The organism is Desulfosporosinus fructosivorans (assembly GCF_004766045.1).
Classification (GTDB): Bacteria; Bacillota; Desulfitobacteriia; order Desulfitobacteriales; family Desulfitobacteriaceae; genus Desulfosporosinus; species Desulfosporosinus fructosivorans.
This window is the reverse complement of sequence record NZ_SPQQ01000007.1, coordinates 136,477-159,769: the sequence shown is the minus strand read 5'-3', so window position 1 is coordinate 159,769 and position 23,293 is coordinate 136,477. Positions and strand designations below refer to the sequence as shown.

Genomic DNA, 23,293 nt, shown 5'->3' with positions numbered 1-23,293 from the left:
TTATATTCGACATACTTTTATTATATTGATTATTACCTTTTCCTTACAATGTCGAATAGTACAGTATCACAAAATTAAAAAGTACAGTCTCCTGATATAAGAGACTGTACTTTTATCCGATACTAAGCGCCGTTAAGCTCCTAGATTATTTAGTTCTTTTTATTTATTTATCTATTCTTCTATCTTCTACCAGCCCCATCTGGACTGCATAGGCAATCACCTGTGCCCTGTTTTCAAAATGCAAACGCTCAATAATTCTTTCCATATGGTACTTTACAGTCCTTTCAGCAAGTCCCAGAGCCTCTGCCACCTCTTTATAAGTAATTCCTTTAGCTACCATCTCTAAAACTTCTAACTGCCGATTTGTAAGCTGCCCTTCTTTATTTCCCCCTCCAAGAGGCTGCGAGGATTTAGGTTCATTTTCCCCGTTACGTTTGAATTCTCTTAAAAGCCTTGTAGCTAGACCAGGGGAAAGCGGAGCTTCTCCCTTTTCCAGATCAGTCAGCATATCCACGAGGGTTTTAGCATTGGTGTTCTTTAGCAGGTATCCCGATGCACCTTGCTTGACTGCGTCAAAAAGATCTTCATCTTCCTCCGATGTGGTCAGCATCATAATCTTAATGTCTGGCATTTCAGCTTTTATCAGCTTCAGGGCATCCATTCCGCTACACTCAGGCATCTTAATATCCATCAGAATAATATCCGGGGTCAATATTCGTGCTTTTTTGAGTGCCTCCCTGCCATTATGGGCCACGCCGACAACCTTTATTCCGTAGGTTTCAAGAAGGTATTGTAGCCCTTCCAGGAATAAAGGATGGTCATCAACCAGCATCAATTTCATCGGTATTTTTCCTCTCTTCCTTGAATAGCATACAATTTATTCGAGTCCCCTTGCCTACACTTGATTGAATATCTATTTTGAGTCCAATTTTTGATGCCCGTTCCCGCATGATGTCTAATCCAAACTTGGTCTTAGTTCCATAATTTTGCTCAGCTTTATCGAAGCCCTTACCATCATCCTCTATTGTGACAATCAATTGCTTTTTAGCAAGTGAAACAATTATTTTCACTTGCTCAGCCTCTGCATGTTTTCTGATATTGTTCAAAGCCTCTTTGACTATGTTCAATAAATTAAGCCTTATATTAGGTTCCAGCTCTTCTCCAGTAAATCCATTAGGTATCTTCAATTCCACCTTCAAGCCGGTCTGGTTCTCAAAAATCATGATATCCTTGGTTAAAGCAGTACTAAAATTCTTTTCCGAAGAGGCAGAACTTCTAGCATTCTTAATATATTCCCTTATTTCTTGATGGGCAGATTGAGTAGCATCTACCAGTTTATCAAACCTAGCTGCGGCAGTTTCAACCCCTGCATTAAAAAGCTCTTGTCTTATTCCCTGGGCCTGAAGGTTGATAAAGCCCAGTACCTGTCCCAAATTATCGTGCATATCTCTGGCCAAGCTCTCTCTCTCTTCTATGACCGCAAGCTTCCTCTGCTGGTTTAGAAATTCCTGTTGGGCCTGCTTCCTTTCTGTGATATCGTAGATGACTGCCAGTCGGCCGATCAGTATACCTTTGCTGTCGCTAAGAGGAGAAATCAATACCTCATAAACCTTTGAGAATCCATCCAAGTTGATAGAAAACTCACGATGGGTAAACCTTCTGTCGATACAAGTTCTAGCTAGCTCCGGAATTTTTGCGCATACTTCCTTTACTGTTTTTGTAGAAATCCGATCAGCAGTATAGCCTACAATCATTTCAAAGGCGGGATTGATATCCAGTACTCTGTCCTGTAAATCAAGCACCATGACCCCGGCGTCCATGGTCTCAATCACTGTGGCACGCGCCAAAGGTACCAAGTCAAAAAGTTTTAAATGGAAAATTCCCCAGGCAATAATCAAACCCGCCGGGCCAAAAAAAATCGGTGTTATATCCAATCTTTTCACTGGGCTGAAACCAAAAATGTACATAATATTGGGGACTATAATTAAACTGACTCCAAAAAACAGGGCAATCGCCTGTCTTCGATAAACTGTATTCTTGAAAAATACCGCCCTTATCAGAAGTACCCAGGCGGTTATATTCAAAAGATGAGAGTACCCCGCATGAATATAAAATACAGGGCCGTATTCTTTGGCAATGACCGGAAATGATCCACTGTAATCCATGTGCACATCATACCTAATCAAGCCATGCCATCCATCCGTCCATACGAGCAGGACGATAATTGTAGGAATCACAGCAATCCATAAAACCTTTCGATTACGAATCCACTGGTCATACCCAGTAAATTGCATACACAAGGCCAGCAAGGTTACGGGGGAATAGCAATAGGCAAAGTACTGCATGTTTGCCCAAAAAAGTTTAGTGGTCAAGTTTGCACCGGACATTTCCAGGGCATTAGCAGAAGACCAGATTGTAACTACAAACATGCTTAGTATAAAACTTTTAGCACCTTTTGCATTTCTCCTTTTCAACAGCGCATACAAACCTAGAGATAAAGAGCAAAATGCGGAGACAATCAGGGGCCATATATACGGAATATATTGGTATTTCATATTCTCCTCCCTCGCAAAAATACCCTTTTTATCCGATATTCAAACCCCATTTTTATACCTAGGATATCTGGTATTATCAGCTGGAAAAGCAATATATTCATCTCGTTAGTTTCGAACCATTAGACGGCTTCATCAATTCAAATACACTCTTGTAAGCCCTTAACCCTTCGGTTGTTTGAACATAAAGCACCTCTTTGTGGTAGAAGCCAAAGGTGATATACTAGACAACGGCCTGGTTCAAAGACTACGGTCATTATATATTTTATTATATTATTCTGTCAACCAAAGGGAGTAAAGCATGATAATGGTTAAAAAAAATGCTAGTTCAAGAATTCTTAGAGCTGCAGAAACAAAAAAAAGAATCTATGAGAGTGCCCTAGCGTTATTTAAAAGAGATGGATTTAGCGCCAGCGTGGATTCAATAGTAGAAATGGCCGGCGTATCTAAAGGATCATTTTATGTTCACTATAAATCAAAGTTTTCCTTGATTATCGACTATGTTAATAACTTAGATCTGGGCTACGCAGACTTTTTTACTTCTCTGCCCTCGGATATAAAGCCATCTTCGATGCTAATTCTTGTAACAGAAAAAATTACGGATGTAATTATCAATGACGTCGGAATTGATTTGATAAAACTCAGCTATGAAGCTCAGATAACAAAAACAGTAAATATTGATATCCAACTTAGCTATAACCGGAAACTCTATGAAATCTATAACCGAATTATTATGTTGGGGGTCCAACAAGGTGAATTTAAAGCAACCCTAGATATAGCCTCAGTTTCAAACCACTGTATTATGAGCATAAGAGGAATGACTTTTGAATGGTGTATACGTTTTCCGGATTTTAATTTAAAAGATGAAATTGCTAAGCACATGGATCTACTACTTTCCGGCATCAAAAATAGTTAGTTCTCAAGTAAAGACTGCAAACGTTCTATGTAAGTTTAATGATTTACTTTAATCTTAAAGTAAACCTATATAGAGTAATACCTGTTAATAACGATCAAAGAGCCAGTACCAATAGTTTGCTTAACAAACTAAGGTACTGGCTCTTTGATTAATTTGTAATGAATATCTCCGTCGACCTCTTGAAACGTCTGATGACCTAATCCGCTACTGATGAATTCTCGTAAGACTATATGAGTTCATTATTGCGACTTGATTTCTACGAGTGTAACTGAAACTTCGACAGTTTTATTATCCCGGAACACAGTCACAGTGACTGTATCACCTGGTTTATACTTGAACAACTCACGGGTTAAACCTAAAGAATTCTTAATGTCCTTGCCATTAATCTTCGTTAAGATATCAGCAGTACGAATTCCTGCCTTTTCAGCCGGTCCGCCTAGCGTAACTTTGGCAACATAGGCCCCAGCAGGCCACCCCTTTTGACTAGCATATTCGGCAGTATAGCGGGGATCGATTTGAACATTAAGTCCGGGATGACTGGCATACCCTTTTTCTATCAGTTGTTTAATCGTCGGCAAGGCGTCAGAAATCGGGATAGCAAAACCCATTCCTTCAAATCCTGGTTCTTGATTCTTTGCGGAGTTAATTCCAATAACCTGGCCTTGGTAATTTACAAGTGGTCCGCCACTATTTCCAGGGTTAATGGCCGCATCTGTTTGAATTAGGTTAAAACTTGCTTCTCCCTCGATCTCTAGGATCCGATTCGTTGCCGAAATAACACCGGTAGTTACGGATCGGGCAAATTCTTGTCCTCCTGGGTTTCCGATCGCAACCACCGGTTCGCCAACTTGGAGAATTGAAGAATCTCCTTGTTGCGTGGCAGTTAGATTCAAGGTATCTGCTATCTGAACTACCGCTAAGTCCGTACGCTTATCCGCTCCCACTAACTTGGCGTTAATATTTCGGCCATCAGCCAAACTCACAACAATTTTTTCCGCTCCTGTAATCACATGGTTGTTGGTAACAATGTAGCCATTTTTTGCATCAATAATAAACCCAGATCCACTTCCCACTTCCGTCAGACCACTCCCACCAAACATAGCACCTGTTGACCGAAAGTTTGCAATCCCGACAACTGCTGGGCCGGTGGCTTTGGCAACCTGAGCAACTGGAAAATTAGTAATCCCTTCTGTATTACCAGTTGGAGTGGTTGCCCCATTATTTAGAACCACTTGATTTGTGGGCGTCTGCTGAATATTACCGTATATAGATGGAACCAAAGCCACCGCGATAACCCCGCCTAGTAAGGCACTTATTAAAGCAATTGCAATCGTCGAAAAAAAGCCAGGTCTTCTGCGTGGATAATTATTCTTATCATTATAATAGCTCATGACTAACCCTCCTCTGACTATTATTCTTTCAACGTAATCAGTTCATGCGGCGAATGGCGCGGGGCAACCTGCACCTGCACGTCCCTGTTCTCTCTTGATCTATTTGAATCTCTCAGAATACGTATAACGGTAGACAACGCAAGTTCCGGAGTATTATTTTCTTTACTAAGATGGGCCAACACGATTCGTTGCGTGTTTTCTGTCATCCACTCTAAGAGCCCTTCAGCCAACTGTTTATTTTCAAGATGCCCATATTGTCCCCTAATTCTCTTCTTTAGATACGCTGGATATGACCCATTCTTTAGCATCTCATCATCATAGTTTGCCTCAACAACAAAGGCATCACACCCTTTTAAATTACGGTGCATTTCTTCTGTGATCATTCCACTGTCTGTGGCTATCCCTACCGCCAAGTTCATTTTATTCTCACGTTTAGGACGCGAGACTTTCACTCCGAAGCTTTCTCGACTATCATGGGATGTGGGATAGAGTAAGACATCAAGACCTGCACAGGAAAACGACTCTTGAACTTCCACTCTCTGGTTTTCTTCAAGTTTTCCGAGTAAAGGACTCATCACCTTCCAAAGCCCACTTGTGGCATAAATTGGTATCTTCAGTTTACGAGCGAGTACACCCACTCCACGGATATGATCCACATGTTCATGCGTAACCACAATTCCTTCAATTTCCAAGTCCGATATGTTTAATTGGGAAAGGTTATGTAATAGGCTCTTTCCGCTAATCCCACAATCCACAAGTAAATGTCGGTTTTCCTCTCCGACGAGAATTGCGTTTCCGGAACTTCCACTCGCCAATGTCGTAAAATGCATTTCTAGTTCCTCCGTTCAAACCCGCCTTGAGTTGTTCAATAATTTATTACCAAATTTTCAAGACCCCCCACTTAATATAAATGGGAGGTAGATTCACTGTTTAATTTCCCTTCGAATTATCCACGGCAGGGTTTGGGTTCTGGTTAGTTGTTCCGTTTGCTGCATTAGTCTTGAGTTCGCTTTCAGCTTGACTAATCATCGCTTGAATCTGCTCTTTATCCGAGCTTTTCTGAGCCAAAGGCAAAGCCTTTTGCCACTGATTAAGTGCTCCAGCCCAATCTTGCTTTGCTTGAGAAAGGAAAATACCATAGTTAATCAAAGCATTTATGAAATTCGGCTGTATTGCTAAAGCCTCTTTAAAACTCTTGTCTGCTAGATCATAGTTCTCGCTATAAAAGGCGGATGTCGCCATATCCACTATGATATTAGGATCTTTATTTGTTTTTAAGACAATTTGGTAAGCTTCAACAGCTTTACTAAAGTTCTCTTTCACCTCAGCAGGTGCAACCGTTTGGGCAGCAACCCCTGCGTTATAATATTCATTTCCCAAGGCTGTTTGCAATGGCACATTTTCAGGATCTACCTTTGACTGCTGAACCATCGCATCGATGCGCAACTTTTGGGCTTGGTATTCTGCTGTGGCATTAGCAGTCTGCGAAGCACTCGTGCCAGTGGGGTTTTCATCATCCCCGCTAAAGAAAAACACAAGAAGTCCTGAACCAACCATTGCGATACTAACAAGAACTGCAAGAATTCCTGCAGAAATACGTTGTGTCCTTTTCTTCAATTAATTCGCCTCCTTGGCCATATAATTCCAAATATTATTGTAACATGTCTTCTTTAACCATCCAACCTAATAAATTTAATATCTTCGAATTCTTAACAACAGACATCTGGTGCTGGAACTGGAGCTGGAACTGACAATATATTTTTTTGAAGTTCTTTGATTTTAACATAGAAGGCCACTTCCAGACGTTTTTTCTGAAGCTCGCACCCCAAAGTGTAAACCTCTGTGAGTTTTTGGGTAAAGGAAACGTTAGCTGCATGACACCCGCCGCTACAAGCAAAGCGCGCCCAGCACTCTCGGCAAGACGACTTGGCATAAACATTTGCCGAGCGAAAGTCCTGAACCAACTCCGCCTTGAGCTGATGAGGAAATGCGTCATACAGTGAACCCATTTTATATTCAACTTGACCAACAAACTGATGACATGGATAAAGATCCCCCTCTGGAGAAATCGCCACATACTCGTGACCAGCACCACATCCAGAAAGTCGTTTAATCAAACACGGTCCTTGGTCTAACGCGACATTGAAATGAAAAAAGTTAAAATCCTGATCCTGCGTTCGGCGTATGACAAGTTCTTCACCAAGGCGATCATACGCTTCCAGAATCTTATCTAGATCTCCCGCTTGAAAAGCATAGGCATCATTCGGGCCTGCAACAACCGGTTCCATTGAAATTTGATTTATACCTAAATCAGCTATGTGCAAAACATCTCGATCAAAATCTAAATTGAAATGCGTATATGTCCCACGCACATAATAATAATTTCCAACCGCATAGGGTGAACTCTCAGGCCGTTTAGCTGCAAACCGTTTAATTAGAGGAGTAACTTTAGAGTAACTTCCCTGACCATTAGAGTATGGCCGCATGTGGTCATGAACTTCTGGACGACCATCTAAGCTCAAGACCACACTGATATCCTCTTGCTCGAGATAATTTTGAACCAATTCATCCAGTAATACACCGTTTGTGGTCAGGGTAAATTTGATAGTTTTATTTCTGTCTGCTGCAGCTTTCCTTCCGTATTTAACCAGCTCCTTAACTACCTTAAAGTTAAGTAATGGTTCCCCACCGAAGAAATCAACTTCACAATGATCACGATGACCTGAAGACTCTAAAACAAAGTCAATTCCCCTTTTACCTGTCTCAAAATTCATCAGCGTCCGGCTACCTCCAAAGGCACCAGTTCCTGCAAAACAATATTTACAGCGCAAATTACAGTCATGGGCCACGTGTAGACAAATCGCTTTGACAATTGGCTGTTCCGGGTAATTAATGGCTATTTCATCCGCTTCTAAGGAGAAAAGCGTCCCTTCCTTACGGAGTTCATCTAGTTCAACAAGGATTTCTGATAATTCTTCCTTCTCAAGCGCTTGTTTCCCCGCTTGATGAAGAACTAGGTTAATCCCCTCAAGAGTAATCTCCTTCTCCACTTCTTGCAAATCCTCGCAAGCCTTGATTACATCAAATGTTCCCTCATCCAACAGATGCAAAGATCCAGAATTGACATCATGCGCAATAAATAAATCTCCTTGACGATAACTATGAACATTCTTCTTAATGCGATATCCTGTAATATTAAATATATTTAACATAACTTCACTCTTTCTCCCCTGTCAATTAAAGAGAACCCAACCCTAAATGGGGTGGGTTCTGAGTCCTATGTTCAAATTTAGCAAAAGCGTTTATTTAACACACACTTGATTCCCAACCGTGCACGACGTCTTACAAGCAGATTGGCAGGAAGTCTGACACTTGCCACACCCTCCGGTCTTCACCGTTGCACTTAGGTTTGTTTTCACTATGGTCTGAATGTGTTTTGCCATTCAAACACCCTCCTCTCGATACTTTCTTCATTTAATTCAATCTAGATTATACCACAGAGACAATGAAAAAGGCAAAGCCAAGATATCGTCTAGTTCACTAGCCTTTAGCCACCTCGAGTAATTACGAGAAAAACGGATATAACAATTAGAAATTGGCCTAATATTAAATTTTTAGCAAAAATGTTGACGAATTTGCTTCATTATACATATAATGAAGTATACAAATTTTCTAAATCTCTGTTAGGTGAGGCTCCTGCATTAGACATAGGCCACTGCCCAGAAATGTCGAGAGACGCCAATTGGGTAGAACAGGTATTACCGGCATAAGGTTTTACCTAAGGTGGCTGAGAAAATTCTACGCTATGCAGTGCTAAAGCTCAACGAGGAGGGAGGTCGATAACGTGTTTATAGACCTTCTATTTGCTATAGAGGTCTTTTTATTTTATTCACTTATTATATTCAATATTTTAGGGGAATTTAAAGGAGGTGGTTTTATGGATTCTGGACCTTACCCTGATTACTTGCGCAATTATACTACAATTCATACCAGACAGAGTCATTTTGACAGTAGGCACCAGACTCCGTCACGCAAAGGAGGGCATTAAATGAACGACTTAAAGGTTCTAGGAGAATTTTATTTCAGTCAATTGTCCAATAAACCTATTTGGGATGCCAAAGGGCGTCGTATTGGTCGATTATATGACATGGCCATACGTTGGGACAGTGTCTCACCTCAAGTAACTGGCATACGCTATGCCAAAAGGATTCCAGCTCTAATTCCTATCGAGTGGGTCGTTTCTTGGGACTCAGAGGGTTTGCGTCTTAATACCACGTTTGATGCCCTACTGACGTGCCCTTTGCACGATGATGAAACCTTTATTGGCAAATGGCTGTTAGATAAACAAATCATTGATTTAGAAGGTTCCAGACTAGTACGAGTGAATGACATTTCCTTATCGTGGGTGTCACACGATGACCATCAATTTGTTGTCTTAGTTGCAGTGGATATCGGTGTACGTGGTTTATTCCGAAGGTTAGGCATTGAGTTTTTACTGAGCCGGATCGACAATAAATTTGTAGGTAGCCAGTATATAAAACCTTTAGAAAGCCGAACATCATCTCTTCAACTTACTAGAGAAAAAGAACAACTGCGTCAACTTCACCCAGCAGATATTGCCGATATTATTGAAGAGATGGACTATAAACAAAGGGCTAATTTCCTAGATGCACTCGATTCACAACAAGCAATCGATGCCTTAACCGAGATGGAATTGGATACCCAGGTGGAAATGATTAATCAGATGGATGAGGACAGGGCATCTGATATATTGGAAGAAATGCCAGCAGACCAAGCTGCTGATATCTTGGGTGAGTTGTCCTCAGCAAAGTCAGAAGAACTTCTTCGCTTAATGGAATCTGAAGATGCTGAAGATGTTCGGGAATTGATGCAATATGAAGACGACACCGCTGGTTCACTTATGACCACCGAATATGTCGGTTTGCCGTTCTGGCTTACTGCTGAACAAGCCATCGATGAATTAAGACGGCTAGCTCCTGAAGCAGAAACAATCTATTACCTATATGTAGTAGACGAACAAGAAATCCTTGAAGGGGTTCTTTCTCTACGAGAACTAATCATCGCTTCCCCTGAGACTCCATTAAAAGATTTGATGCACACCAAAATCGTTAAGATCTCCCCCTATGACGATCACGAAAAGGTGACTGACATCATCCACAAATATGGGTTGCTGGCAGTTCCAGTCGTCAACGATCAAGATCAAGTCTTAGGAATCATCACGGTGGATGACGTTTTGGAGTTATTAATGCCAGATCGCCCACGGGTGGAAAGTCACACCACCTTGATCGCCCGACGCCGCGAGGCAAAAGGGGGGCATAGCGAATGAACTTGAAAGAACGATTTGCCTTGTTCTTAGCCGTTATGGGCCCTGGAATCGTCACTGCTTTTGCTGATAATGATGCGGGTGGAATAGCAACCTATGCAGCAGCTGGTGCCAAGTATGGCTATTCGCTCATCTTTGTCATGCTCATCAGCACTGTGCTTTTGGCTATTGCCCAAGAAATCTCTGCGCGTACAGGAGCAGTGTCGGGTCGCGGTCTGTCTGACCTAATCCGGGAACAGTACGGTGTGAAGTGGACTTTCTTTGCCATGAGTGTCCTCCTGATTGCCAATCTAGGGACCACTGTTTCCGAGTTTTCTGGGATTGCTACAAGCTTTGAAATCTTTGGGGTTAGTAAGTATATCTCCGTCCCGGCAATGGCCGCTCTCATCTGGTGGCTTGTCATCAAGACAGACTATGGAAAAATGGAAAAAATACTCCTACTCCTCTGCTTGACGTTTTTCAGTTATGTCATATCCGGTATTATGGTCAAACCACCCTGGCCGGAAGTTTTAGTTCACTCTATTACCCCTACGTTTTCCGGATCCCCAGCATTTTTACTGATGGCCATAGGGGTGATTGGCACGACAATTACTCCTTGGGGACAGTTCTATGTCCAATCTTCTGTGGTGGATAAGGGCATCACTGCCCAAGATTATCGGTATACGCGTTGGGATGTCCTTATTGGGACGTTCTTCACAGGGTTCATCGCTTTCTTTATTATTGTCTCCACTGCAGCAACGCTCTACGCCAACAAGATACCCATTGAAACAGCAAAAGATGTGGCCCTCGCGTTAAAACCATTGGCTGGAGAATATGCCACTTTGCTTTTTGGCTTTGGCTTGCTCGGCGCATCTATGTTAGCTGCATTTGTACTTCCCTTAAGTACTGCCTACGCAGTTTGTGAAGCATTTGGCTTTGAACACGGGATCAGTAAATCGCATAAAGAAGCCCCTGTATTCTTCGGACTTTATACTGTTCTCATCGTTTTAGGGGCAGCGATCGTCTTATGGCCCAATTTGTCTTTGTATAGCGTCATGTTGACTACTCAAGTCGTTAATGGCGTACTTTTACCTCCGATTCTCATCTTCATGGTACTGATTGCTAGCAAGAAAAGCATTATGGGCGAGTATGTAAACACGAAATTTTTCAATGTCGTGGCCTGGTCCTTTACATTTGTTTTGATTTTCCTCACCTTACTTTTACTTGTTGCAACCGTATTCCCCGAGTTTTCAGGTAACATTATTGGCTTTTGAATTAGGGTAACTAATAAGAGGAAGGTACTTTTAATACTAAGTACCTTCCTCTTTATTGTGGTAAATTTTCTCTGTTACGTTGATATATAAATTAAATGCAGAAAAGCCAATAGCGAAAAGAGTCTCTCGCCTCAAAGACGAAAGACTCTTTTCACATCTGTCAAAACTGTTCCCTTTTGGACGACTTCCATTGCGCACGATCTTTTACTTACATAGCTCCATCTTGTCGTCTAGCTACATATACTCCTGAATCTGTTACTTCTCGAGCATTTGCTAATGTAGCTAATCTACTGCTATTGCTTTGTCGATCGCCGCAAAGGTTAGGTTAAATTAATTTGCTGGTTCCATAACGAAGAACTTAACAAACGATCCATCTTTTTCATCCATAACAATAGTTACGTTACTTTTGCCACGAAGATCAGATAACGATTTTTCGCTGATGTCATTGTTATCCTTACCATCAAGTACTAAACCGCTGTCAGCAAGTTTGTAAGTCTCATCATTTGTAAACGTGACTGTTTTGTTACCAACATCAACGCTAGAAACAGTCAAACCAGTCGTTACGCGTGTAGCGTACTCTTTAGTGCCATCATTAGTGATATCCGAAGTCGCTGTAGCAAATCCTTGTACTAACGTATTGTTATCTTTGTCAAGTTCAAGTACTACTACATCGCCCTTAGCAAGACTGCTATCAGTAACCTTATCTACTGTAAGTGTTTTCTCTTCGCCACCAGCGTATACAGTAACGCTAACTATTTCTTGATTTGTATTACGAAGAACATTAGTAATCACAGCTTCTTCATAAGTGACCTCTGCGCTATCTGTGGTGTCGTACCAAATAGCCACTACTTCTTTATCACCATTAAAGATGAAGTTTCCGTTAGTGATTTCAGACCCTTGGTAGTCGCCGAAAGTAGACACTACGATATCATCTGCATCAGTATCAACACTATCATCAGTTGCATTAAACATAAGGGTGTTTGATGTCAACTTGTAACCGCTAAGATACTTATCGCCAGCCTCAAGACTGTTAGCATTAGTAATTGTGTCGTAACCGATTGCATTGGCATTACTCTTAAAGAATTCTAGTTCTTGGAGATCACCCTCATCATCTACGTGTAATTTGACTAGGCTTCCAGCGTCAGCCTCGTTATCGAACATAATATTTACGTCGGCTTTTACGTTGGTATTATCTTTTAGATTAATACCTGTATTACCGGCGATTAAAGATGCTGTCCAATCTTTTGAACCGCCGTTATCGATATCGTGTTCGGTACCATCTACCGTAATTGTATCAAGGCTTTCTAGATCGATATCGAAGGATAGCTCGTCCCCATCTTGGGTTAAAGCTTCAACCTCTACTTTATCCCTAGCCGATTTGTACCCTAGGATATCAGCGGTTAACACTGCAACTTTTTCATTACTGTCAAGATTAACTGTGTCTCCACTAATATAGATCAGGTTTCCAGCATAGTCGGTATAAAGCGCTACTTCTCCAGCAGCTTGAAGCTCTTTTGCTGCATCAGAGTCTACATCTGCAACGTCACCGTCTTCATTGAGGTAGACCGCTTGTTGTGAATAATCGAAGTCAGCTGCTATTTCAGAGTCATAATCGAAATCGTAAATTTCTCCACCCACTTCAATGGAGTTATCATATACGGTTTCGATCTCACCAGTCGCTGCTTTGTTATTCAATACTTCAGCATAACCGTCATTATTATCTGCGTCAGCGTTAAAGAATAACAGATCACCCTTCTTGAGATCAGCAAGAGAAATTACTTTCCCATCTTTTATAATAGTCGCGTCTGATGCGTCAAATGAACCAGCTGAAGCAGAACCGTCAACTCCAATAACTTCATCTCCGTCAACAGAATCAAATATTAAGACGTCTTTTAAAGTATACGCACTAACGAATTCAATATCTCCAGAATTGTCAAAACCCACTTTTGCGAAGTTAAATTTCTTATTTACTTGGTCAGCCATGTCTACTTTTTCACCATCAAGATAAAAAGCAAATTTTTGATCACTAGTGGTGTAGTCTTCCTCAGAAATATCATACTTTTCGCCATCAGAAAGAAGTTTGATTTGGTTTACCTTTGTAACTTCAATAGCATCATTTTTTGCAGTTGGACTAACAATTTTGTAGTTAGTTAATTGCTTATCACCATTGTACCAAACTTGTACGAGTTCACCCAGGGCAGCTTCATAATCAAACTTAATGTTATCTGGTATTTTTAGAGTAATTTCCTCACCGGTTTTATCAGCATATACAACTATTTCTTTATCGCCTACGTTGATATCCTGTACACGAACTTTATTAGAATATGCACGGTTGAAAGTAGCTTTTAGAATTGTACCATTAGCATTTACTGTAACATTATAATCTTGAAGATATTCAAGTACCTCTCCAGCATCATCCGCTGCATACAATTCAACGGTTGCGGTTAGACCATTAGTAGACATTTGTACGCTTTTAACTCCATAACGATCTAAAGTGTCAGCGTTTTCAACAATAATATCTGCAGTTTGAAGTCCAGTTACTGCTTTGCTGAAGTTAATTTCTATGAAACGGTTACTATCGTCAAGTGCAGTTACAGATGTAATTGCCAACTCTCCGGGTACGCTTGTAACATCACCAGTAGCAACTCCAGTGCGTATACTTTCAGTAACTACAGCTGTACCGCCAAGAGCTGTAACAACAGTACTTGCAGATGATTTACTGAATGTGAAAGCAGCAACAGCAGGAACAGTTTTTCCATCGGTGAGAACAATAGCAGATTTAGTTTGAGCTGCAAGTGGTGCACCTGAGAGAGCATCAATACCAGTTTCGCCATTAGCAACATAGATATTGTCAAATTGCAGAGCAGCAGCAAAGTCTTGGATAACTTGGTTATTAGTGTCATAAGCGGTCATTCCAAAGTGGCGAGTTGCACCTGGAAGTCCAGCTACTACTGCATCACTGATGATGCCTGTTCCACCGATAACATCACTGGTTGCGACGCCAGCACTTGCTAAATAAGCGGCTACGCTAGCAGGAAGCACATCTTTGTCAGTTAAGAGGATTGGTTGGTTAGTAGCAGAAGCTATTGACGCAATGGAGAGTGCGTCTGGTATACTGTTAGCAACTGCAACCTTGGTAACTCCCGTCATTTTCTTAGCGATGTTGACGGATGTTTCAGCACGGTCAAAGCCACCAAGAGCAACAACTTCAATGCCCATACCTTTTAATTCATCAAGAACGCCTTGTTTGATAACAGCCGTTCCGCTAGTTACATAGACAGTTTTAACAGCGAGTTTAGTGAGTTCAGCTTTAGTAGCTGCGTCTAGTGTGCTTCCAGCTCCAGTCAATAGTATAGGAGCTTTCAAGGAGGCAGCGAGTGGTCCAGAGGTTAATGCATCAACCATACCATAAGAGGTTGACGATGAAAGAATTGCTGTGCCAGTATATCCTGTTTGATCCGCAATTACTACTGCAGTTTGTTCAGCAGTTATACCAGCTAAGCGAGTTGGTATTGTACCATTAGCGAATGCATTAAAAGGTATCATTGTAAGTGCCATACCTGCGATAGCTAAAGATGCTAAGGCTTTTTTTGTCTTTTTCATTTAGTAAATTACTCCTCTCAATTTGGAACACTAATTTTGAAAATATTAATTGAACACAAATCTTAGTTCTATCTAAAGACTACTATATTCAATTCTATTTAGAGACGCTTTTTATTCGTCCCTCACCCCCTAAATAATGATTTAATTAAATGTTTAGACATTGCGCATTATCTAAAAATATTCCACTGGATTTCATGGAAGCGTCCCTCCCTGAAAAATGATACTTTCAACCCAGTGGGTATTTTTTAGAGCAACGTAGGGATGAAGATAAACGAAAGGTTTGATTTAGTGTTAATATTCATCTACGAAATAAAGATTAACATATTAAATAGAAATTTACACTGAAAACATATTGGATATATTCCCATTTATTACTTGAAATTACTATTCACAAGTCATGATTTTTAAAGAACCGCATTGCCTCTTCTGATTGCAACTCTGTGCAATAGAATTAATACTTATGAATACTAATTCAAAAATGTCCTAGTTTCTATAAAGAATAAAAGATCCCCGAAGTCGGAGATCTTTTTCTGAACAATGTTCAATCAAAAATATTGCTAATATTTCCTAAGAGATTACCAGCGAGTGAACTCGTTCAGCTAAAGTTGAACATCGACTTCGGTGGGGGACTCTACCTCCACCGAAGCAGAGTACAAGATACCACACCCACTTGTAGAAGTGGGTGTCTCACGATTAAATAAAAAGCACCGCAATTCCTTGCAGTGCTTATACTTCATATGGAGCGGACGACGAGATTCGAACTCGCGATCCTCGGCTTGGGAAGCCAATACTCTACCGCTGAGCCACGTCCGCATGTTATAAGTAAGGGATTTACCTTCAGACTCCCTTTTCCCAACAAAGAGAATTATAAGCGTAAATATCTAATATGTCAACTCCAATTGCTTTATGGATTTATCCATGAATTACACCGTTAACAAAAAGACTCTGATCTTTTCCACGAAGGAAATCATCAGAGTCTTAGATATATCTGTATTCTTTGAGCATTCACCACAGTGAGCATTTATACTCACGATCCTCGGCTTGAGAAGCCAATATTCATTTGATGGTGCCTCAGGACGGAATCGAACCGCCGACACGAGGATTTTCAGTCCTCTGCTCTACCGACTGAGCTACCGAGGCAAAAGTAGTGGTGACCCGTACGGGATTCGAACCCGTGTAACCGCCGTGAAAGGGCGGTGTCTTAGACCGCTTGACCAACGGGCCTTAATGTCAATGTGCGCAAATCACGCTCACAAATATGAATATTACACGAAACTTCAATCTATGTCAAGTACTTTCTTCAGGACTATTAAATATTAAATTTCTTTAAGGATTCATGCAATTCGTCGGCCATTTGTGCTAAAACCTGACTTGAAGAGGCGATTTCCTCATTTGAGGCTGTTTGTTCCTCCGTCGCAGCCGATACCGTCTGTGTTTGTCCTGTAATATCTCGACTAGTCTCATATATCTCACTAATTGAAGAAACTATTCTTTGGCTCCCTAGCGCCATTTGTTCAATCTCATCAGAAATCTCAACAACTTGAGATGAGACTTCGCTAACTAATGTGGAAATTTCACGGAATGCTTGGCCTGCGGTCTCTGCAACTTCAGTCCCCAGTTTGACTTGGTGCGTCCCCTCATTCATCGATAACACTGCCTTTTGAGTATCTTGTTGAATTTCATTAATCAGCAACGCTATCTGTTGGGAAGCTGCCTGTGATTGTTCTGCTAATTTACGGACCTCATCCGCTACAACTGCAAAACCTCTTCCTTGCTCACCAGCTCGCGCGGCCTCAATCGCTGCATTTAAGGCGAGAAGATTCGTTTGCGCAGCAATACCCGATATGGTATCTACAATCTGTCCGATCTCCTTGGAACGCTCTCCTAATTTCGCAACTACCTCTGCAGACCCAGTCACTGTTTTTTCAATATTAAATATTTGCTGAATGGTTCTATCAATCGCTTGACTTCCCTCTATTGCGGAAGAGGCTGTTCTTTCTGAGGAGTTAACGGCTATTTTGGCGTTTCCTAACATCTGCTGAATCCCCGCCGACATTTGCTGTACAACTGACGAAGTTTCGTTAACTGCATGAAGTTGTTTTTCAGCTCCTTCAGAGACTTCCATTATTGCTCTAGCTACCTGTTGGGAAGCTTGGGCAGATTCTTCTGCTCCAGCGCTCAATTGTTGGGATGACGCTGCAACTTGCGTTGAGGACAATGACACTTGTTGAATTAGATGTATTAAGTTATCCGTCATGGTTTTAAAAGCTCTACTAAGTTGACCAATTTCATCTTTTGAAGTATTCTCGAATTGCCCGATTTTTAGATTACCCTGAGCTATGTCTTCTGCACTCTCTGCCACAGCAACTATTTGCTTGGAAATTTTATTACTTAAAACAATACCGAATACAAGAGAAACTCCACAAGCCAGTAAGATGGATAAGATAGTATAAATTATACTTTTCTGGCCCTTTTGTTGATAATCCAGTCTTTTTGCTTCAACAAGTTTATCTATATCATCAACCCAATTCCCTGTCCCTATCACCCAATTATAGGGTTGAAACAATAACGTATAACTTCTTTTGGGTAACGCTTCCGTCTGATCCGGCTTAGCAAATGTGTAATCTGTATACCCACCACCTGCTTGAGTTCCATTTTTAATCATTTCCTGAACAAAAAGTTTACCCTGTGTGTCCTTGCCTTCATAGCGCGATTTGCCCTCCGAGGCCTCTCTCCCTAAAAGAACAACATTAATTCCGTCCGTCGTATCAATCCAGAAGTAATTGGCCGTATCATACCGCAAATTTCTAACTAAATCAGCAGCTTGCTTTTTTGCTTCTTCGGGCGTTAAATCGCCCTTTTGCTGCCTTTTATACGTATCCTCAACTAAACTATAGGCAGTTTGTACCTGCAGTTTAACTGTTCGGTCAAATTGTTCATATAGAGTATCGCGATATTGTGTCACACTAGTTTTTTCTGTCACCATTACGCTATAAATATTATATCCTCCGAGAATTGTGCCCATGATTAACGCAGTTGTCAATAACAAAAGAATGATTCGATACTTTATTTTTGTCATACTCTTCTCTCCCTCTCCAATATTATTCTATAATCACTCATAATCTATATAAAAACAAAGTCGCCACGCAAAATTGGCATGACGACAAGAGTCCGAAAATGGTAGCTCAGCAATCATCACCCAATGGTGTAAGACCCGAAACTTTGCGTCCCTAGCTTTCGCTAGGTTTGCCTTTGTCTAATAGTCCTATATATTTATTATGTAATCTGTAGAAATAGCGGAAAAGCATCCTACTTCAAATTCATTTTTTCCTTATTAAACTATAACACAACGTTTCAAAATTTAATATTCATTTTTTCCAAACTTTCAACAAATTTTGATTAAAGACTCTTTATTATGTGAAATTATGCGAGACTCTGTTCCGTCCTTTTCCAAACCTCTAGAGGTACTCCCTACTTAATTCGCTTAAGCGTTTTTCCAATAAATAAGACAGCAACAAACTTTAGGTTGTAAAGTTTATTGCTGTCTTATTTATTGGAAATATAGTGAATAGTACTTGTACTCATACCTTCTTAAATGGTGAGCCATCCGCGACTCGAACGCGGGACACCCTGATTAAAAGTCAGGTGCTCTAGCCAACTGAGCTAATGGCTCATATAATTACATCACGAATACAAATACTACACGAAAGTTCCTAATCTGTCAATACTTTCGTGAAAGTTCTTTTAAGTGAGCTCTTTCAACTAACATAAACGCTTCCGAGAGCGGAGATCAGATTTACGCATTACTTTCTAACCTATGGCTTTAGTAGAGTACCTTCTTGACTTCTGACAACGCTTAGAAGCCCTAGGAACCACGTTCCAAGCCTTAAACCCTATAGGTCTAGAATATATCGCCTCTTACTATGGTTTGTTCGCGTCCTGGACCAATTGCGATCAACGTAGCAGGTACACCAGTCAGCTCTTCGATTCGAAGTATATATTTTTTCGCGGCCTCTGGTAAATCATCAAAGCTACGGACATCGGTCAGGTCTTCATGCCAACCAGGCATTTCCTCATAAACGGGTTGAGATTGTTTAAAAATCTTTTGACTTTGTGGAAATTCCCGAATAGTTTCTTCTCCTACTCGATATCCAACGCAGATTTTTAATGTCTCAAACCCTGTAAGGACATCAAGTTTCGTAACTGCAAAATCAGAAATTCCGCTCACTCGAACAGCATAGCGTGCAATTACTGCATCAAACCAACCACAACGACGCGGCCGTCCGGTGGTGGTTCCAAATTCATGTCCATTAGTCTGGATTTGTTCTCCGATCTCATCCAAAAGTTCTGTTGGGAACGGACCTTCTCCGACGCGCGTAGTATACGCTTTGATAACCCCTACCACACGATCAATACGAGTTGGGCCAATACCTGCCCCGATACAAGCTCCACCTGCAATTGGATTAGAGGACGTCACATATGGATAAGTTCCATGATCAATATCCAGTAAAGTCCCCTGGGCCCCTTCAAAAAGCACTTTCCCACCCGAGCGAATACTTTCGTCGATCGCCAGCGAGCTGTCCGTCACCATCGAACGGAGTTGTTCGGCATAACCTAGGTATGTATCATAAATATCCTCAAACTTAAGAGCTTCATGACCATAGACTTTCACAAATAAGTTATTTTTTTCTACTAAATTGCGACGAAGTTTCTCAGCAAACTCATCTTTGTCCATGAGATCAATGATACGAATCCCAATACGGGATGCCTTATCCATGTAACAAGGGCCGATACCACGCTTCGTTGTCCCAATTTTATGCTCTCCGCGCGCTTCTTCTTCCAAACCATCAAGAACCCTATGGTAGGGCATAATAACATGGGCATTGCTACTAATCAGCATCTTACCTGTCTCAATGCCTCGCTCGGCTAGGTAACTGAGTTCTTCCAACAAAACCTTGGGGTCAATCACCACACCATTACCAATGACACAGGTCTTGTCTGAATAAAGGATTCCAGACGGAATTAGGTGAAGCTTAAACTCTTCTCCCTTCACAACAACGGTATGTCCAGCATTGTTGCCACCCTGGCAACGGACAACGACGTTCGCTTTTTCGGCCAGGAAGTCCGTAATCTTACCTTTACCTTCATCTCCCCATTGAGAACCAATTAATATGACAGCAGCCATTATATATTCCTCCTATCTTTCTTAAAGAAAACTTGGATAGGTCCCTTCTCGCCATCCTTGGCTACAGGGACACTCTGCATCCTTGGTCAACACCTTATAGTTCCAGTCGCCTAAAAATATCATCAACATGCCCTAAATGATATTTCAAATCAAACAAACCCTGAATTTCTTCTTTGGTTAAATAGTTTATAACTCGAGCATCCGCTGAAACTACTTCAATGAAATCTATCCCATTATCCCAGGCGTGAAAAGCATCCTGTTGAACCCAGGCATAGGCCTCTTCTCTCATACATCCGTGTTCGACTAAGGCCAAAAGAACTCGCTGGGAGGACGTTAATCCAAACGTCTTTTGGAGATTTCGTTTCATCTGGTCTTCACGAATCTTGAGCCCCGAAATCACTCGGGTCATCTGGCGGAGCATATGATCCAAAAGAATACAACTGTCTGGTAGTATGACGCGTTCCACAGAGGAATGAGTCATATCCCTTTCATGCCATAGTGCAATATTTTCCATAGCTGCTAAGGCGTTGCCACGTAATAGCCGCGACATTCCCGCCACCTGTTCACACACGATCGGATTGCGCTTGTGCGGCATCGCAGAGGACCCTTTTTGCCCCTCTGCAAAGGGTTCCTCGACTTCAAGAATATCTGTTCTTTGTAAATTGCGAATTTCCGTTGAGATTTTTTCTAGTGAACCACCGATTAAGGCCAGCGTAGTCATAAAATGTGCATGCCGGTCCCGTTGCAAGATTTGATTACTTACTAAAGCTGTTTCTAACCCCAAGTGTTTACAGACTGCTTCTTCTACTTCAGGTGCAACGTTCGCATACGTTCCTACCGCTCCTGAAATCTTTCCAGCACTTACTGAAGTAATCGCATGATCGAGACGTTCTGCTTGGCGATCAATCTCTGCGATCCATACTGCCAGCTTTAAGCCAAAGGTCAGCGGTTCAGCATGAATGCCGTGGCTCCGACCGACCATGACGGTATATTTACTTTCTAAGGCTCGTCTAACCAAAGCGTCTCGAAACGCTCCTAGGTCTTTCTTCAACAAACGTCCTGAATCTCTTAAGACAAGGCTTAAAGCGGTATCCTTCACATCTGAAGAGGTCAATCCGAGATGAAGGTATTTGCCAGCCTCCCCGATTTCTTCCACAATCGCTTGCAAAAAAGCAATCAGGTCGTGACGTACCACTGCCTCAATTTCCAAGACTCTCTTTGGGTTCACTTTTGCCTTGGCACGGATCTCTTCCATAGCTGCTTGAGGTATTTCTCCCCGCTCAGCCATAACCTCCGCGACGGCAAGTTCAACTTCCAACCAGCGTTCATATTCATATCCGTCCTGCCATAACTTTCCCATTTCAGGGTGAGTATATCTATCGAGCAAATCCTTCGCCCCCTGTTTTCCACATTCAAGGCACCCTCTTCTATAAGTGAGTGTTCTTATTTCGCTTCTGTTAAATTAACCTTATTAGCTTCCGCGCTTAACTACTAGGTTATACCTTAGATACAATATCACGACCCACAACGATACCGGTCGCTGACGCTTGCATCAATCCGCGAGTAATTCCAGCGCCATCCCCGATAGCATATAACCGAGGAATTGCTGTTTCAAAGTTCGTCTTTACTTTGACTTTGGAAGAATAAAACTTAACCTCAACTCCATATAGTAATGTATTTTTGGAATACATGCCTGGCGCAATTTTGTCAAAGGCCTTCAAGGTTTCAATCAAGGAAGTCAGGTACCGTTCTGGCAAGACATAACTAAGGTCTCCTGGCACTGCAGAAAGAAGAGTCGGAATCGTTGTTGATTTACGCAGACGGCTCTCAGTTGTTCTCCTACCTTTGAGAAGATCTCCCAAACGCTGAACCATTACGCCACCACCCGTTAACATGTTCGCGAGCCGGGCAATATATCTGCCATATTCAATGGGTTGATGAAATGGCTCTGTGAAACGAGTTGAAACCAATAAAGCAAAGTTTGTGTTCTTAGTTTTTTTCTCTGGGTCAGCATAGCTATGACCATTCACCACGGCAATGCCTCCATCGTAATGTTCCTCAGACACAACTCCGCCCGGGTTAACACAAAAGCTGCGCGTTTTTAAGTCGTAGGTGTCCGAATAATAAACCAGCTTTGCTTCATACAGATCCTTTGTTAAATGATCCATAATCGAATTTGGTACTTCAACCCGTACACCGATGTCAACCTCGTTGTTTTCTGTGACTACCCCTAAACGAATAGTCTGCTCCGCGAGCCAGGTTGCTCCCCCTCTTCCTGGGGCAGCAACCACATATTTAGCAAACACTTCATCCAGCTCATCCTCATCGCGACGTTTAATCGTTGCCCCTAAAACACCCTCTGGTCCAGCTAAAATATCCTTTACTTCTGCAAGTTCCCAGAAGGTTGTGTTTGTCGTGTTCATGAGATGTTCGTACATACCCTTTAAAACATTATAAGCCAATTCGGTTCCCAAATGACGTACTGGACAATGAATCAACTGAATACTATGGCGCGATGCCTCGTATTGAAGTTCTTCAACCCTACGGGTATCTAAACCATACACCTTTTCTTGTGCTCCAAACCCGCGATAAATAGAGTCTGCATAATCAATGAGTTCTTGAGCTTGTTCCTCTTTCATATATTCCGTTAAACGACCGCCGACTGCAGGACTCAAAGACAATTTTCCGTCACTGAAGGCCCCTGCACCAGACCAGCCTCTGGTAATAGCGCATGGCTTACACCCAACACAAACTCCCGTTGCACGGGCAGGACATTTTCTTTTTTCAATTGTTCGGCCGTTATCGACAATAAGGATCTTTAACTCTTTATTGTGCTTTGATATCTCTAAGGCCGTGAAAATGCCCGCCGGACCAGCACCTATGATTAAGACATCTACTTTATGTTTCAAATCTTATAGCCTCCTAGAGCTGATTTCGTTTACCCATTGGTAAAGAACCTCTAGCCACAAACAAATTCATCTTAACAATCCTCCTCCTTCTTGTCAATCCAATACTCGAACATTAAGTTAAAAAATACATAAAACATTCG

At 41.6% G+C, this 23,293-nt stretch carries 15 protein-coding genes, 4 tRNA genes and 2 riboswitches; of the genes, 3 read left to right on the top strand and 16 right to left on the bottom strand.

What is annotated here, in order from left to right; genetic code table 11:
* Positions 1-163: 163 nt before the first annotated feature.
* Both E4K67_RS19265 and E4K67_RS19260 read right to left on the bottom strand, forming a co-directional pair.
* A complete protein-coding gene (locus tag E4K67_RS19265; protein ID WP_135549696.1) occupies positions 164-841 on the bottom strand; it encodes a response regulator transcription factor in 678 nt (225 codons plus the stop codon).
* Positions 822-2,555, bottom strand: coding sequence for a histidine kinase N-terminal 7TM domain-containing protein (locus E4K67_RS19260; RefSeq protein ID WP_135549694.1), 1,734 nt, complete (start codon positions 2,553-2,555; stop codon positions 822-824). Before E4K67_RS19260 ends, E4K67_RS19265 begins: the two co-directional genes overlap by 20 nt.
* A 304-nt stretch (positions 2,556-2,859) precedes the next feature.
* Here E4K67_RS19260 and E4K67_RS19255 point away from each other — a divergent pair, with 304 nt between their 5' ends.
* Positions 2,860-3,468, top strand: a complete 609-nt coding sequence (locus E4K67_RS19255; RefSeq protein WP_206752215.1) for a TetR/AcrR family transcriptional regulator — start codon at positions 2,860-2,862, stop codon at positions 3,466-3,468.
* A 239-nt stretch (positions 3,469-3,707) separates the two neighbouring features.
* Here the strand turns inward: E4K67_RS19255 and E4K67_RS19250 are convergent, their stop codons facing one another.
* From E4K67_RS19250 to scfA, 5 genes are all read right to left on the bottom strand, one after another.
* A complete protein-coding gene (locus E4K67_RS19250) occupies positions 3,708-4,859 on the bottom strand; it encodes a S1C family serine protease (protein WP_135549690.1) in 1,152 nt (383 codons plus the stop codon).
* 20 nt (positions 4,860-4,879) lie between these two features.
* Positions 4,880-5,689, bottom strand: coding sequence for an MBL fold metallo-hydrolase (locus E4K67_RS19245; protein WP_135549688.1), 810 nt, complete (start codon positions 5,687-5,689; stop codon positions 4,880-4,882).
* A 100-nt stretch (positions 5,690-5,789) separates the two neighbouring features.
* Positions 5,790-6,476, bottom strand: coding sequence for a tetratricopeptide repeat protein (locus E4K67_RS19240; RefSeq protein ID WP_135549686.1), 687 nt, complete (start codon positions 6,474-6,476; stop codon positions 5,790-5,792).
* 92 nt (positions 6,477-6,568) lie between these two features.
* The gene (scfB, locus tag E4K67_RS19235) at positions 6,569-8,071 is read right to left on the bottom strand and encodes a thioether cross-link-forming SCIFF peptide maturase (RefSeq protein ID WP_135549684.1); all 1,503 of its coding nucleotides are present in this window, start codon (positions 8,069-8,071) and stop codon (positions 6,569-6,571) included.
* Positions 8,072-8,161: 90 nt separating this feature from the next.
* Positions 8,162-8,302, bottom strand: coding sequence for a six-cysteine ranthipeptide SCIFF (gene scfA, locus E4K67_RS19230; RefSeq protein ID WP_135549682.1), 141 nt, complete (start codon positions 8,300-8,302; stop codon positions 8,162-8,164).
* Between the two features lie 229 nt (positions 8,303-8,531).
* Positions 8,532-8,698: riboswitch (M-box (ykoK) riboswitch) on the top strand.
* Between the two features lie 209 nt (positions 8,699-8,907).
* Between scfA and E4K67_RS19225 the strand changes: the two genes are divergently transcribed.
* The gene (locus E4K67_RS19225; protein WP_135549680.1) at positions 8,908-10,206 is read left to right on the top strand and encodes a magnesium transporter; all 1,299 of its coding nucleotides are present in this window, start codon (positions 8,908-8,910) and stop codon (positions 10,204-10,206) included.
* Positions 10,203-11,456 carry an Nramp family divalent metal transporter gene (locus E4K67_RS19220; RefSeq protein ID WP_135549678.1) on the top strand — a complete coding sequence of 418 codons (1,254 nt, stop codon included), beginning with the start codon at positions 10,203-10,205 and terminating at the stop codon, positions 11,454-11,456. The genes E4K67_RS19225 and E4K67_RS19220 overlap by 4 nt, the downstream gene beginning before the upstream one ends.
* A gap of 330 nt (positions 11,457-11,786) precedes the next feature.
* Here the strand turns inward: E4K67_RS19220 and E4K67_RS19215 are convergent, their stop codons facing one another.
* The 9 genes from E4K67_RS19215 to E4K67_RS19175 form a co-directional block, all read right to left on the bottom strand.
* Positions 11,787-15,059 (bottom strand): cell wall-binding repeat-containing protein, encoded by a 3,273-nt coding sequence (locus E4K67_RS19215; RefSeq protein WP_135549676.1) that lies wholly within the window; start codon positions 15,057-15,059, stop codon positions 11,787-11,789.
* Between the two features lie 738 nt (positions 15,060-15,797).
* Positions 15,798-15,872, bottom strand: a tRNA-Gly gene (locus tag E4K67_RS19210).
* A gap of 251 nt (positions 15,873-16,123) precedes the next feature.
* Positions 16,124-16,199: transfer RNA gene (locus E4K67_RS19205), tRNA-Phe, on the bottom strand.
* A gap of 8 nt (positions 16,200-16,207) precedes the next feature.
* A tRNA-Glu gene (locus E4K67_RS19200) sits at positions 16,208-16,283 on the bottom strand.
* An 85-nt stretch (positions 16,284-16,368) separates the two neighbouring features.
* Complete coding sequence (locus tag E4K67_RS19195; RefSeq protein WP_135549674.1) at positions 16,369-18,138, bottom strand: methyl-accepting chemotaxis protein; 1,770 nt, start codon at positions 18,136-18,138, stop codon at positions 16,369-16,371.
* Positions 18,139-18,235: 97 nt separating this feature from the next.
* Positions 18,236-18,320: riboswitch (cyclic di-GMP riboswitch) on the bottom strand.
* A 335-nt stretch (positions 18,321-18,655) separates the two neighbouring features.
* Positions 18,656-18,732: transfer RNA gene (locus E4K67_RS19190), tRNA-Lys, on the bottom strand.
* Positions 18,733-18,960: 228 nt separating this feature from the next.
* Entirely contained in the window at positions 18,961-20,244 is a 1,284-nt protein-coding gene (locus tag E4K67_RS19185; protein WP_135549672.1) for an adenylosuccinate synthase, read from the bottom strand.
* A gap of 94 nt (positions 20,245-20,338) precedes the next feature.
* A complete protein-coding gene (purB, locus tag E4K67_RS19180; RefSeq protein ID WP_135549670.1) occupies positions 20,339-21,631 on the bottom strand; it encodes an adenylosuccinate lyase in 1,293 nt (430 codons plus the stop codon).
* Between the two features lie 109 nt (positions 21,632-21,740).
* A complete protein-coding gene (locus E4K67_RS19175; protein ID WP_135549668.1) occupies positions 21,741-23,153 on the bottom strand; it encodes an NAD(P)/FAD-dependent oxidoreductase in 1,413 nt (470 codons plus the stop codon).
* Between the last annotated feature and the right edge of the window lie 140 nt (positions 23,154-23,293).

Excerpts from the sequence above, each read along its gene's own strand:
- E4K67_RS19265 (WP_135549696.1), bottom strand. The coding sequence starts at position 841 with ATGAAATTGATGCTGGTTGATGACCATCCTTTATTCCTGGAAGGGCTA.
- E4K67_RS19260 (WP_135549694.1), bottom strand. The coding sequence starts at position 2,555 with ATGAAATACCAATATATTCCGTATATATGGCCCCTGATTGTCTCCGCA.
- E4K67_RS19255 (WP_206752215.1), top strand. The coding sequence starts at position 2,860 with ATGGTTAAAAAAAATGCTAGTTCAAGAATTCTTAGAGCTGCAGAAACA.
- E4K67_RS19250 (WP_135549690.1), bottom strand. The coding sequence starts at position 4,859 with ATGAGCTATTATAATGATAAGAATAATTATCCACGCAGAAGACCTGGC.
- E4K67_RS19245 (WP_135549688.1), bottom strand. The coding sequence starts at position 5,689 with ATGCATTTTACGACATTGGCGAGTGGAAGTTCCGGAAACGCAATTCTC.
- scfB (WP_135549684.1), bottom strand. The coding sequence starts at position 8,071 with ATGTTAAATATATTTAATATTACAGGATATCGCATTAAGAAGAATGTT.
- scfA (WP_135549682.1), bottom strand. The coding sequence starts at position 8,302 with ATGGCAAAACACATTCAGACCATAGTGAAAACAAACCTAAGTGCAACG.
- E4K67_RS19225 (WP_135549680.1), top strand. The coding sequence starts at position 8,908 with ATGAACGACTTAAAGGTTCTAGGAGAATTTTATTTCAGTCAATTGTCC.
- E4K67_RS19220 (WP_135549678.1), top strand. The coding sequence starts at position 10,203 with ATGAACTTGAAAGAACGATTTGCCTTGTTCTTAGCCGTTATGGGCCCT.
- E4K67_RS19215 (WP_135549676.1), bottom strand. The coding sequence starts at position 15,059 with ATGAAAAAGACAAAAAAAGCCTTAGCATCTTTAGCTATCGCAGGTATG.
- E4K67_RS19195 (WP_135549674.1), bottom strand. The coding sequence starts at position 18,138 with ATGACAAAAATAAAGTATCGAATCATTCTTTTGTTATTGACAACTGCG.
- E4K67_RS19185 (WP_135549672.1), bottom strand. The coding sequence starts at position 20,244 with ATGGCTGCTGTCATATTAATTGGTTCTCAATGGGGAGATGAAGGTAAA.